Annotated in this window: 11 protein-coding genes; 2 read left to right on the forward strand and 9 right to left on the reverse strand. The window is 59.6% G+C overall.

Annotated features, from left to right (window positions below):
• Nucleotides 1-221: 221 nt before the first annotated feature.
• The 5 genes from AAFO90_RS19490 to AAFO90_RS19510 all read right to left on the reverse strand — a co-directional run bounded on the left by AAFO90_RS19490 (nucleotide 222) and on the right by AAFO90_RS19510 (nucleotide 5,139).
• Entirely contained in the window at nucleotides 222-1,130 is a 909-nt protein-coding gene (locus AAFO90_RS19490; RefSeq protein WP_347510437.1) for a hypothetical protein, read from the reverse strand.
• 391 nt (nucleotides 1,131-1,521) lie between these two features.
• Nucleotides 1,522-2,166: an AAA family ATPase gene (locus AAFO90_RS19495; protein ID WP_347510438.1), complete on the reverse strand. Its 645-nt coding sequence runs from the start codon at nucleotides 2,164-2,166 to the stop codon at nucleotides 1,522-1,524.
• Nucleotides 2,163-2,936 (reverse strand): ATP-binding cassette domain-containing protein, encoded by a 774-nt coding sequence (locus AAFO90_RS19500; protein WP_347510439.1) that lies wholly within the window; start codon nucleotides 2,934-2,936, stop codon nucleotides 2,163-2,165. The genes AAFO90_RS19495 and AAFO90_RS19500 overlap by 4 nt, the downstream gene beginning before the upstream one ends.
• The gene (locus AAFO90_RS19505; RefSeq protein WP_274867663.1) at nucleotides 2,933-4,015 is read right to left on the reverse strand and encodes an ABC transporter permease; all 1,083 of its coding nucleotides are present in this window, start codon (nucleotides 4,013-4,015) and stop codon (nucleotides 2,933-2,935) included. The genes AAFO90_RS19500 and AAFO90_RS19505 overlap by 4 nt, the downstream gene beginning before the upstream one ends.
• A 113-nt stretch (nucleotides 4,016-4,128) precedes the next feature.
• Nucleotides 4,129-5,139 carry a sugar ABC transporter substrate-binding protein gene (locus AAFO90_RS19510; RefSeq protein WP_347510440.1) on the reverse strand — a complete coding sequence of 337 codons (1,011 nt, stop codon included), beginning with the start codon at nucleotides 5,137-5,139 and terminating at the stop codon, nucleotides 4,129-4,131.
• Between the two features lie 181 nt (nucleotides 5,140-5,320).
• Between AAFO90_RS19510 and AAFO90_RS19515 the strand changes: the two genes are divergently transcribed.
• A complete protein-coding gene (locus tag AAFO90_RS19515; protein WP_347510441.1) occupies nucleotides 5,321-6,532 on the forward strand; it encodes an ROK family transcriptional regulator in 1,212 nt (403 codons plus the stop codon).
• Nucleotides 6,533-6,599: 67 nt separating this feature from the next.
• Nucleotides 6,600-7,526 (forward strand): carbohydrate kinase, encoded by a 927-nt coding sequence (locus tag AAFO90_RS19520; RefSeq protein ID WP_347510442.1) that lies wholly within the window; start codon nucleotides 6,600-6,602, stop codon nucleotides 7,524-7,526.
• Between the two features lie 647 nt (nucleotides 7,527-8,173).
• Here AAFO90_RS19520 and AAFO90_RS19525 read toward each other — a convergent pair.
• The 4 genes from AAFO90_RS19525 to AAFO90_RS19540 all read right to left on the reverse strand — a co-directional run bounded on the left by AAFO90_RS19525 (nucleotide 8,174) and on the right by AAFO90_RS19540 (nucleotide 11,609).
• Nucleotides 8,174-9,358, reverse strand: a complete 1,185-nt coding sequence (locus AAFO90_RS19525; RefSeq protein WP_347510443.1) for an extracellular solute-binding protein — start codon at nucleotides 9,356-9,358, stop codon at nucleotides 8,174-8,176.
• A 15-nt stretch (nucleotides 9,359-9,373) separates the two neighbouring features.
• The gene (locus AAFO90_RS19530; protein ID WP_347510444.1) at nucleotides 9,374-10,339 is read right to left on the reverse strand and encodes a GTP-binding protein; all 966 of its coding nucleotides are present in this window, start codon (nucleotides 10,337-10,339) and stop codon (nucleotides 9,374-9,376) included.
• Nucleotides 10,336-10,665 carry a hypothetical protein gene (locus tag AAFO90_RS19535; protein WP_347510445.1) on the reverse strand — a complete coding sequence of 110 codons (330 nt, stop codon included), beginning with the start codon at nucleotides 10,663-10,665 and terminating at the stop codon, nucleotides 10,336-10,338. Before AAFO90_RS19535 ends, AAFO90_RS19530 begins: the two co-directional genes overlap by 4 nt.
• A gap of 62 nt (nucleotides 10,666-10,727) precedes the next feature.
• Nucleotides 10,728-11,609: a polysaccharide deacetylase gene (locus AAFO90_RS19540; protein WP_347510446.1), complete on the reverse strand. Its 882-nt coding sequence runs from the start codon at nucleotides 11,607-11,609 to the stop codon at nucleotides 10,728-10,730.
• Between the last annotated feature and the right edge of the window lie 3 nt (nucleotides 11,610-11,612).

The following is an 11,612-nucleotide window of genomic DNA, read 5'->3' on the forward strand; positions in this document are numbered from 1 at the left end:
TGCTGCAAGCCTACACCCTCTGGGTGACCCATGAAACACGCCCCTATCAGCCGCCAACACTATGATTTATATGTGAAATACAACGGTCAAGACAGCGAAATCAGCGATCTACTTGGGGAATGTGGGTGAAAACCGCAATAGGCCCGTTTCCCCTCAATGCGACCATAAAAAACAGGCGGGCGCCAAACGACGCCCGCCCAAGAGAAAGATATGTTGCTCGCTTATCCCCAGAGGGTGAAGGTATCCCCGCTCAGGTCCCACTCTCCGGGCGACACCAGCACATCTTCCAGCAAGACGCTGCTTTCGTGGCTGGTACCCGCTTCTGCGGTAATCAGTGTATCTGCTCCGCTCTGTGTGACGCTGACAGACAGGTCGCCAAGGCCCCATCCCTTGATTTCAAGCGTATCACCGATCTCAAAGTCGGTCACGACATCCGAACCGAAGTCGAATGTATCAACCCCGTTGCTGTAGAGATCGAACTGGAAATGATCGTCGCCGGATCCGCCGGTGATCACGTCGTTGCCCTCGTCTCCGGAGAGCAGATCCGCGCCGCTTCCGCCAACCAGACTGTCATCGCCCGATCCGCCGAACAGGAAATCCCCAGAATCGCCCGCAACCAGCGTGTCATTGCCGGCCAGACCGTCGAGCGTGTTCGAAACACCATCGCTGCCTGCAATATAGTCATCAATCGCAACAGCATAGGCCTCCCCGTACAGAGAGAAGTTCCCCTCGAATGTCCCATTCTGCGGCAGGGCCGAGTTGTCCAGGTGATAGTTCTGCAGCGTCACCGTGCTCTCATAGGAGGTGCCCGCCCCAAGCGTCAGGATCGTGTCATTGCCCACATGCTCCAGCGAGATCGTGACCGGACCCGGACCAAAGCTGTTCAGCTCCAGCACATCGCCGTCAGAGAAATCCGTAATGACTTCGGCGCCAAACCCGTCGTAGTCCATACCGTTCCAGAGAAGATCCGCCTGGAATGTGTCATTGCCCGCGCCGCCCGTCAGCGTATCGTTTCCTCCGGCGCCGTTAAGGGTATCGTCAAACAGTGATCCTTGGATCAGATTGTCACCTTCGTCTCCAAACGCTGTGCCGCCATCAGATGGTGCGCTTACGGTATTGGGTGAAGTCATTAGTATCTCCAGAATTTGACTTTATACAATCCTGGGTTGAAGCTGCAAAACGTTAATAAATTGTTAACACCACCGCAACCAGGTTAATATTCATCTCTACGCCCTTACTCGATTGAACCCGAAAAAGTGAAGTGAAGCATTTACCCAATTCAACAACCTCTGAAAAATCTCAACCTCACAGACAAATTACGCAATTATTCGAGTAAATTTTCTCAAATCGACTCGAGACTGCGTCAATGAAACTGCAGGACCACCACAAATAAAACATTATAAACAATAGGGTTAAGCACACCCAATCTTTCGAAAGGGAAACTGGGGCGAATACATCCAGAGGGACGAAGGGAGAGAAGCCTGCGATGTGCCTTCTGCCTCATCCCCTCGTTTCGTTTCTTCACCTAAAGACCGCTTTGCCTTCAATGATTATGTCGGCGGCCGAACTGGTCTGAGCAACCAGTTCGGCGTTCTTAAGATCATTGGCTTCGGCACGAGCTACCGCATCCACCTTCCGCAACCCATGGGAGACCCACCTACTGACAAGTCGTTGCCGCAGAACGTCCGGCGCGACCGCAAGCATGATCGAAAAGTCCCAAATTTCATTCAGCATGCGCCAGCCTGGAGCGTCATAGAGAAGGTAGTTACCTTCGACGATGATGGTGTCACACTCGACCGATAGCCCCCCCGAACCGGCGATTGCGATGTCGCGAGAGCGGTCGAAGGTTGGGTAAACGATGTCTGGCGCATCCGGCAGGGCTTTCACCAGCCGAAGCAGACCACCTAGGTCGAAGGTCTCCGGCGCGCCCTTTCTGTCCAGAAGACCGCGCTGGGTTAGAATGGCGTTGTCGAGATGGAAGCCATCCATTGGCACGACCTGGGTCTGGCACCCGGCGTCGTTCAGCTTGTTCGCAAGGACTGCCGCCAGCGTGGATTTGCCAGAGGCTGGCGGTCCGGCCAGAGCGACAAGTTTGCGTTGTCCGGAGCGCGGCGCTGTCAGAATGGGATCCAGCAGCCTTTCGGCTATGGCTTCTGGCTCGTTCATGCCGCGTCCTGGGCGGGTGGCTCCTTGGCGCCGGTCATGAAGGCCACGGCATCGGACATGGTATAGTCCTTGGGATCGATGGTGCAGAGCCGTTTGCCCAGCCGGTGGATATGGATCCGGTCGGCGACTTCGAACACGTGCGGCATGTTGTGGCTGATCAGGATGATCGGGATCCCGCGCGCCTTCACGTCCTGAATGAGTTCCAGCACCTTGCGGCTTTCCTTGACCCCCAAGGCCGCCGTCGGCTCATCCATGATGATGAACTTGGTGGCAAAGGCGGCAGCGCGGGCGACGGCGACACCCTGCCTCTGACCACCTGACAGCGTTTCGACCGGCTGCTTGATCGACTGCACCGTCATCAGGCCAAGTTCGGTCAGTTTTTCCCGCGCGAATTTCTCCATCGCCGGTTTGTCCAGCATCCGTAGGTATTTGCCCAGAAATCCGGGTTTGCGGATTTCGCGTCCGGTGAACATGTTGTCGGCAATCGACAGGGCGGGGGACAGGGCGAGGGTTTGATAGACGATTTCGATGCCCAAGTCGCGGGCCTCGATGGGGGAGGAGAAACTGACCGGTTTGCCTTCGATCAGGATTTCCCCCTCATCCGGGATGGTGGCGCCGCAGATCGCCTTGACGATCGAGGATTTGCCCGCACCATTGTCGCCGATCACGGCCAAGATTTCCCCGGGGCGCAGTTCGAAATCCGAATGGTTGATGGCGGTGACGTGCCCGTAGCGTTTCACGATACCTTTGGCCTGAACGACTGGTGTCATGCCGAAACCCTCCTGATCCATTGGTCGATGGCGACCGCGATGATGATAAGCCAGCCGATGGCGAAGACCTGCCAGAGCACATCGACCCCGGCCATGCGCAGCCCCGACTGGAAAACGCCGACGATCAGCGCCCCGAAAAGCGCCCCAAGGATCGATCCGCGCCCGCCAAACAGCGAGATGCCACCGATTACCACGGCGGTGATGGACTGCAGGTTGCCTTCGTAAAAGGATTGCGGCGAGATCGAGCCGACCCGTCCGATCGAAGCCCAGCCCGCAATGGCGCAGACCAGACCGGCGAGCATGTAGACCGAGACCAGCGTGCGCTCGGTGCGGATGCCGGACATTTCCGCCGCCTCCATATCGTCGCCTATGGCATAGACGTGGCGCCCCCAGGCGGTCTTGTTCAGCATGTACCAGAGCGCAACAAAGATCACGACCATCAGGATCACGCCAAAGGTGATGCGGGCGCCGCCAATATTGAAGGCATTGCCGAAGAACTTCAGGAAAGGCGCTTGATCGTCGATGTCCTGGCTGCGGATCGACTGAGCCCCGGAGAGCCAGAGATTGAGCGCAAAGAAGATCGACCAGGTGCCGAGCGTGGTGATGAAGGGGGGCAGTTTGACCTTGGTGATCAGCAGCCCGTTCATGGCTCCCGCCGCCATGCCCCCAGCGAACCCCAACAGGATCGCAAAGGGGCTGGGCACGCCCAAGTTGACCGCCAGATTGCCCATGATGACCGACATCAGCACCATGATCGCCGCAACCGACAGATCGATGCCTGCGGTCAGGATGATCAGTGACTGCGCTGCTGCGAGCATACCGATGATCGACACCTGCTGCAGGATCAGGCTGAGGTTGAAGGCGGAAAAGAACCGCCCTCCGGCGATCAGCCCGAAGGCCAGGAGGCTGATGACCAGCACAATGACGGGCACGAAGGTTGGGTTGTTGTGCAGGATATGCTGCACCCGGCTCAGCAGCGTTGTGTTGCGAACTTCGAACTGGGCGACGCGTGTATCACTTCCCTCCAGAACCTGTTCGTAGTGTTGGCCTTTTGAGCCCATTCCGGATGTCTCTGACATGACGACCTCCCCGGCCTGAAGCCTATGCTACGGCCTCTGATACGGTCAAAGGTTTAGATTGATGGCATTTGGCCGGGGCATTTGCTGCCCCGGTCCTGTGGTGTTTGCTGGATTTAGCCCCAGCACTTCTTCAGGCCGTCGGCCGAGCTGAGCGACGGGATACCGTCGACCGGCGCATCTGTGATCAGTTCAACGCCGGTGTTGAAGAAATCCAGCCCTTCGGTGTTCGCCGGTTTGGTGCCGTTCTCGGCCCAGGCCTTGATCGCGTCGATACCGAGCGAGGCCATCCGCAGCGGGAACTGCATGGAGGTTGCGCCGATCACGCCCTCGCCGACATTCTGCACGCCGGGGCAGCCGCCATCAACGGAAACGACCAGCACGTCGTCTTCACGGCCCACCGATCTGAGCGCCTCATAGGCGCCGGCAGCGGCAGGTTCGTTGATCGTGTAGACCACGTTGATGCCCGGGTCGATCTGTAGAAGGTTCTCCATCGCCGTGCGGCCACCTTCTTCGTTGCCGTTGGTCACGTCGTGGCCAACGATACGCGGGTCATCTTCATCGCCGATATCGGTGGGGTCCTTGATGTCGATGCCAAAGCCCTGCAGGAACCCGCCGTCGCGCAGGTAGTCCACCGAGATTTCCGAGGCGTTCAGGTCCAGAAGGGCGATCTTGGCGTTTGCAGCCTCGTCACCCAGCTTTGCCGCGGCCCACTGGCCAATCAGCACCCCGGCCTTGAAGTTGTCGGTAGCAAAGGTCGCATCGGCCACATTGGCAGGTTCGAACGGCGTGTCCAGTGCGATCACCAGGGCACCAGCGTCACGGGCCTGGGTGATGACGGGCGTCAGGGCGCGGCTGTCCGTCGGGGTGATCAGGATGCCTTTGGCCCCCGATGCAATGCAGGTCTCAACCGCTGCGACCTGGCTTTCCACGTCGCCGTCAATCTTGCCCGCATAGGTGGACAGATTGATGCCGTTTGCTTCGGCTGCGGCGGTCGCGCCTTCCTTCATCTTCACGAAGAAGGGGTTGGTGTCGGTCTTGGTGATCAGACAGGCGTTGATCTCTGCATGCGCCGCGCCAGCCACCGAGGCCAGGGTGAGCGCGGAAATGGTCATGAGTTTTTTCACGTGGTCCTCCCGAAATTATTGTTCTCAATCCGGCTGGCTCCTCTCCAACCGGACCCGCCTAGAGCGATCTGGGCAGGTCGTGAGCCCTAAAAAGCCTGATTCCTCATAGGGTGTCAATTTGTTTGTTAACTTTACTAACTAATCGCCACAGAGTATCTTTCCTGAAGAAAGGCGGCAAACTATGTTCGTCCGAATGGACCATGTCAGTATCAAAGAACGAAGTGCCGGGGTGAATCAGCGGGGTGTCCGCGATCACAACGAACGCCTCATTCTGTCCATTCTGTTTCGCCACCGCGCCGTGTCCGCCGCCGAGATCGCCCGCCGGACCGGCCTGTCCCGCCCTACGGTCTCCACCATCCTGCGCAGGCTGGAGGACGACGGCTTCGTCCAGCGGGGGGAGCCGGTCAAGGGCAAGGTCGGCAAGCCTTCGATTCCCATCGAACTCGGCTCCGAAGGGGCCCTGGCCGTGGGCATGAACCTGGGCCGCAAGAGCGCGGATCTGCTGCTGCTGGATTTTGCCGGCAACGTGCGCCAGCAGCTGCGTACGACCTATGATTATCCCATGCCGGACGCGATCTTCGAATTCCTGAAAGACGGGCTTGAAACCCTTCTGTCCGGCCTGACCGCAAAGCAGCAGGGTCGGGTCTGCGGCATCGGCATCGGACGGCCTTTTGAGCTGTGGAAGTGGCATGATCTGACCGGAGCCGCGGCGGAAGAATTCCAATCGTGGCAAGATGTCGATTTTGCCACAGAAGTGGCCAGGTTCAGCGACCTGCCGGTTTTTGTCGTGAACGATGCCACGGCGGCCTGTCAGGCCGAGCATATGTTCGGGCGCGGCAAGGAGTTCCGCGACTACGCCTATTTCTTCATTGGCTCCTTTATTGGCGGCGGGGTGGCGATGAATGGCACCGTTTTCGAAGGCAATCGGGGCAATGCCGGGGCGCTGGGATCGATGCGCACCACCGGCCCCCTGGGCGAAAGCCTGCAACTGATCGACACCGCGTCGCTGCACCTGCTTGAGGCGCGCCTGGTAGAGGCCGGGATCGGTCCCGAAATCCTCTGGCGCAAACCGCAGGACTGGAGCGGTCTGGAACGCTATGTGGAGGCCTGGATCGGTACAACGGCACAGGAGTTGGCAAAGGCGTCCTTGTCGATATGCTCCGTCATCGATTTTGAAGCCATCATCATCGATGGCGCCTTCCCGGTCGCTGTGCGTGAGGAACTGGTCGAGCGCGTGCGCCGCTATCTGGCCAACCAAGACAAGCGCGGTTTGATCTCGCCGAAGATCGAGGCGGGAGTTGTTGGCGAAAACGCCCGCAGCATTGGCGCTGCCGGCGGTCCGATCTTCACGCAGTTCCTACTCGATACCAACGCCGGGTTGGCCGCGCTTTGACCCGGTTTCAATGCAAAATCCCGCGCGCTGGTGCGGCAGCGGCGCAGCACTGCGCGGAGCGAATGTCATGATCCTATGCTGTGGTGAGGCCCTGATCGACATGATCCCGACCGCGACCGATGGCGGGCGCGACGGGTTTGTGCCCCATTCCGGTGGCGCCGTGTTCAACACCGCCATCGCGCTTGGGCGGCTTGGCGTGCAGACCGGTATGTTGACCGGCCTGTCCCGTGACATGTTCGGTCAGCAGCTTGTCGAGGACCTGAAGGCCAGTCACGTGGATACCACCCATGTCATCACCTCGGATCGCCCGACGACCTTGGCCTTTGTCAAACTGACGGATGGCCACGCGTCCTACAGCTTCTTCGATGAAAACTCGGCTGGTCGGATGCTGCTGCCTGCTGATATGCCGCAGCTGCCGGAGGATCTCACGGCGCTCTATTTCGGCGGCATCAGCCTGGCCTGCGAACCCTGCGCCACCGCCTATGAGGATCTTCTGGCGCGCGAAGGCGCATCCCGCGCGGTGATGCTGGATCCGAACATCCGGCCGGGCTTTATCGAAGATATCAACCGTTTCCGCGCCCGCCTGGACAAGATGATGGCGCTGGCGGACATCGTGAAAGTGTCGGATGAAGACCTGAACTGGATTGTTCCGGGGCCGATGCCGCTGCCGGAAAAGGTTGCGGTCGTGCAAGCCAAGGGTCCTTCTGTGGTGGTCATGACCCAGGGCAGTAAGGGGGCGACGGGGTTTCTGGCGGGCGGAGTAGAGGTGTATTCGCCCGCATTGCCTGTCAAAATCGTCGACACGGTCGGAGCCGGGGACACGTTCAACGCCGGCCTGCTGGCCCGGCTCGCCGAACTGGGCGTGCTGCGTAAGGACAGCCTGCGTTCCCTGAAACCCGAGACGCTGAAAGACGCCCTGAAGTTTGGGGCCCGGGTCGCCGCCGTCACAGTGTCGCGCGTCGGCGCAAACCCACCTTGGACCGGAGAGTTGTGAGGGCACGAACAGTGGAACAGACCTCAGCGGGCGCCCTGTTTTATTGGGTGGAATACCCCCTCCCCGCTCCACAATGACCTAAATGATTTGCGCGGTCAGCTCCACTCAACAATAACGTCGACCAAGTATCTGGTATTTCAGTGCGCATCGCACTGCCCTACGCCAATCCTGAGAAATGCTGTTCAGCCATTTCGAAGGAAAAGCCCTTACTAATTTTTCACCGGGCAGGAATCCTACCCCATTGCTGTTTCCATATTCGGAAACGTCCATTGGCTTGTTTCCCGGACATTTGGACGGATGATCGGTCGATTTTGATGTGACCCCTCTCACCGTCAGCCACCTGCTGCACCCCAAGCACCGTGAGGTCGCCACATGTCAGCAAGGGGAATACACTTGCGTCAACATCATTTTCAGCAAATGGCTCATGATACTTGCCCAGCCCGAGATCGGTCAGCCATTTGTCCACTTCTGCAGACCTGCACCGATCATGTGACAATCCCAGCCCCCACTCAAGAAATCAGGATGCAAAATGGTTCTGCCGTAGGTGTGCTGCACTGCGGGCCCAACTTCCTAGCGCAATACCGGAAGCTGGCTGTCTTTACGACACCGGCACCCACGGCCATCCGCTTCGTTATTGGTTTGTTTCGCTATATCAGCGCGTCCGCAGTGATCAGATCCCAAAGCCGGACCAGGAAGTTGTGCTCTTCCATTACGGAATTCCAGATCACGATCTGACTTTGCCGCGTTTCATAACTACCGCCCTCGCGGCGTTCTCCGGGGTGATAGACGACATTCCCAAACGCGTCACGGATTTCGCAAGCGGCAGGTTTGCCACCATACCAGAAATCCCACTCAACCGATGATAGATGCGCGCGCGTCGCGCTGGGGGCAGCCATATAGGCACCATTGCGCGCCATAATCGCGCCTGCGGGGCCGGACAGCCACCAGTTCAGATAAGCGTAGGCAAGGTCCTCGGTGCGCTGATCGAGATGCCGGGACAAGGCCATGCCGCCGCACCAGCCGCGATAGCCTTCGCGCGGTGCGCACATCCGGATGGGGATACCCTTGGCCTTTTGCGCGAGGTAATTCGACCACCACATGGTCGAAAGTTTGGCGGTCCCATCTGCGCCAGGCGTCCTATCGGTCCAGAACCCGGCGAAATGACCCGACAGTTGATATTGTTTGACGAGGCGGATGAAACTTCCGATTTCGCCGAGGGTCAGATTTCCGGGAGTGTCGCATTGAAACTCGCCTCGCGCCTGCAAGGCCAGCAGCAGATCGGGCACGCCAATTGCCGCATCCGCCTGAATGGCGACCCTGCCATGCCATTGCTCGGACAAAAGATCGCCCCAGCTCCTGGGCTCGGGTGCGGTGCTGTCGCCCACGATAGCAAAACTGTCGGCGTTATACACCGTTGGCAGCATGGAAATCTGGCCAGAGGCTGCCGGGCCCAATTCGCCGCTTTCCTGCACGAATAACCGGTCTCGCGGCGTGCCGCGCGGCGCCGTCCCGTCGGGCTCGCTCTGGAGCACCGGCCAGGACCAGATCTCGTCCCAGCAGTCGATCCGATCAACCTCGATCGGCCGTAGCGATCGCGCAGGCCAGACCAGATCAAGGTCATGAAACCACTGGTCGTAGATGTCGAAACTGTCTGGCGCCAACACACCACGACGTTGTGCTTCGATCCCGTCCAAGGCGGTGAACTCAAGCCGGATACCCAGATCAGCCTCTGCCGAGGCGAGGACGGTGTCGATCAGCGTCACTCCGGTTCCCAACACGCGCAGCACGGGTGGGTTGGTATGCAAAGGCGGCGATGTCAGTGGTTCCGGCATTTTGCTTTATGTCTGTCAGGATGTTTTCACGTTCAAAAAGGCTTCAAACGAGGCACGCAACAACGTCATGTCCAGGTTACGGCCGATAAATACGAGGTGTGAGCTTTGATCGGAAGGCATCTCACTGTCAAGGTGACGCGGGTGGTGCAACGTGTGGCCGACCCCATCAATCAGGATGATCCCCTCGGGCGTTTTGAGCAGGCATTTTACCCGCAGCAGATTGGTGCCGTGGCGGTGGATAAGCGCAGAGAGCCAGACGACAAACCCAGTCCAGTCGAGCGGATCGTCGAAGCTGAGGCTCAGGGTCTGCGCGCCGGTGCCGTCGCTATGGGAGGGGGCGCGCGTCTGCGCCCGGACGGGGGCGCTGGTGCCATCGCTGGCGATATCCGCAAAGGTCGGGCACTGCCGGGCATCGAGGAGCTGTGCCGTCGGGTTGATCAGCCCCAGCCGCAACTGAAGGTCCACAAGCCGATCCTCGGGCACGAGGTCGGCCTTTGACAGCAGGATCGTGCTGGCCGCCGCCACCTGCGCCACCCACTCGGGCTGTTTCGCGTGCAGCGCGGCGCCATTCAGCGCATCGGCCACGGTCACCACGTCCTGCAGGATGACCTGATTGTGCAACACCGGATCGAAGGTCAGCGTCGACAGGATTTGCGACGGGTCCGCCAGGCCGGTGGTTTCGATGACAATCCGGTCGAATTGCGGCACCTCGCCGTTCTGCGCCTGGCTCATCAGGTTCAGGATGGCGTCCTTCAGCTCGCCCCGGATCTGGCAGCAGATACAGCCGGAGTCGAGCAGCACGGTATCCGGCGCAATGGTGCCCACCAGCAGGTGGTCGATGCCGACCGCTCCGAACTCATTCACCAGAACGGCGACGCGGCCTGCGGCCTCATCTTGCAGCGCGCGCGCCAGCCAGGTCGTTTTGCCTGCGCCCAGAAAGCCGGTCAGCAGGGTGATGGGAACCGCTGTACGACGCATCATGATTGCGCTCCTGGCTCGGGGAGGGTTTCAGGGAAGTTCGCCGGTTCCAGCGGGTCAAAACCGCCGCCGAACTCCGCTTCAAGCGCGGCCCAGACCTCGGTGACATTGCTGACAATGGCCTGCCGCCCGGTCAGATTGCGCAGGATATAGCTCTGCCCCTGCCAATCCGAGAGCTGGATACGCCTGCGGGCGAGCATGCGATTGACCACTGCGATCCGCGCCGTCCGGTCCCGCCGCCGCAGCACCGGATCTGCCGAGGCCCTGGTTTCAAACCCGGCGGCGCTCCAGTGGTCATCCGTGCCAAAAATTCCGCATAATCCGCACATGCCGATATCCTCCGGGCTTGGTGATTTATTGGTGGGAGGAGAGGCCCCTCCCACCGTCTGGATCACGCTTTGCGCGGTGCGCGTGCGTTAAAGTCGTCTGCGATCTCGTCGAAGGTCGCCCATTGCACGCCTTCGTGGCTGTTGATGTATTCAATCAGCCGCTCGTGCATCATCAGAACCTGCGGACGGCCCGAGACATCGGGGTGGATGGTCATGGTGAAAACCGCATAGTCGTTTTCACGGTAGACGTAATCGAACTGGTCCTTCCACATCTGCTCGATATCGCGCGGGTTGACGAAACCGTGGCTGTTCGGCGCTTTCTTGATGAACATCATCGGCGGCAGATCGTCGAGATACCAGTTCGCGGGGATCTCGATCAGGTCGGTTTCCTCGCCCCGCTCCAGCGGCTTCATCCAGGTGTCGGGATGCTGGCTGTAGTCGATCTTGGTCCAACTGTCGCCGACCCGCACCCGGTAGGGGTGGAAATCGTTGTGCATCAGCGAGTGGTCGTATTTGATGCAGCGCTCCAGCAGCAGCTCGTTGGTGACATTGGAGAATTCCCACCAGGGCGCGACATAGCCGGTCGGACGCTTGCCGCTCAGCGCGGTTGCCAGCTCGATCGACTTGTCGAGGATCGCCATCTCCTGCTCGCGGGTCATCGCAATGGGGTTTTCGTGCGAATAGCCGTGAATACCGATCTCGTGACCTGCCTTGGCGACCGCTGCCATTTCCTCGGGGAAGGTTTCCATCGAGTGGCCGGGGATGAACCAGGTGGTCTTGATGCCGTATTTCTCGAACAGTTTCAGCAGGCGCGGCGAGCCGACTTCGCCCGCGAACATCCCGCGCGAGATATCATCGGGCGAGTCCTCGCCGCCATAGGACCCGAGCCAGCCGGCAACGGCATCGACATCCACGCCATAAGCGACAAAAATTTTCTTTGTCATTTC

The sequence above is a fragment of the Phaeobacter sp. CAU 1743 genome (assembly GCF_039839315.1).
GTDB classification, from domain to species: domain Bacteria; phylum Pseudomonadota; class Alphaproteobacteria; order Rhodobacterales; family Rhodobacteraceae; genus Phycobacter; species Phycobacter gallaeciensis_A.

What these genes read in the sequence shown, in the direction of transcription:
- AAFO90_RS19520 (WP_347510442.1), top strand. Translation starts at nt 6,600, where the DNA reads ATGATCCTATGCTGTGGTGAGGCCCTGATCGACATGATCCCGACCGCG.
- AAFO90_RS19515 (WP_347510441.1), top strand. Translation starts at nt 5,321, where the DNA reads ATGTTCGTCCGAATGGACCATGTCAGTATCAAAGAACGAAGTGCCGGG.
- AAFO90_RS19490 (WP_347510437.1), bottom strand. Translation starts at nt 1,130, where the DNA reads ATGACTTCACCCAATACCGTAAGCGCACCATCTGATGGCGGCACAGCG.
- AAFO90_RS19530 (WP_347510444.1), bottom strand. Translation starts at nt 10,339, where the DNA reads ATGATGCGTCGTACAGCGGTTCCCATCACCCTGCTGACCGGCTTTCTG.
- AAFO90_RS19495 (WP_347510438.1), bottom strand. Translation starts at nt 2,166, where the DNA reads ATGAACGAGCCAGAAGCCATAGCCGAAAGGCTGCTGGATCCCATTCTG.
- AAFO90_RS19500 (WP_347510439.1), bottom strand. Translation starts at nt 2,936, where the DNA reads ATGACACCAGTCGTTCAGGCCAAAGGTATCGTGAAACGCTACGGGCAC.
- AAFO90_RS19525 (WP_347510443.1), bottom strand. Translation starts at nt 9,358, where the DNA reads ATGCCGGAACCACTGACATCGCCGCCTTTGCATACCAACCCACCCGTG.
- AAFO90_RS19535 (WP_347510445.1), bottom strand. Translation starts at nt 10,665, where the DNA reads ATGTGCGGATTATGCGGAATTTTTGGCACGGATGACCACTGGAGCGCC.
- AAFO90_RS19505 (WP_274867663.1), bottom strand. Translation starts at nt 4,015, where the DNA reads ATGTCAGAGACATCCGGAATGGGCTCAAAAGGCCAACACTACGAACAG.
- AAFO90_RS19540 (WP_347510446.1), bottom strand. Translation starts at nt 11,609, where the DNA reads ATGACAAAGAAAATTTTTGTCGCTTATGGCGTGGATGTCGATGCCGTT.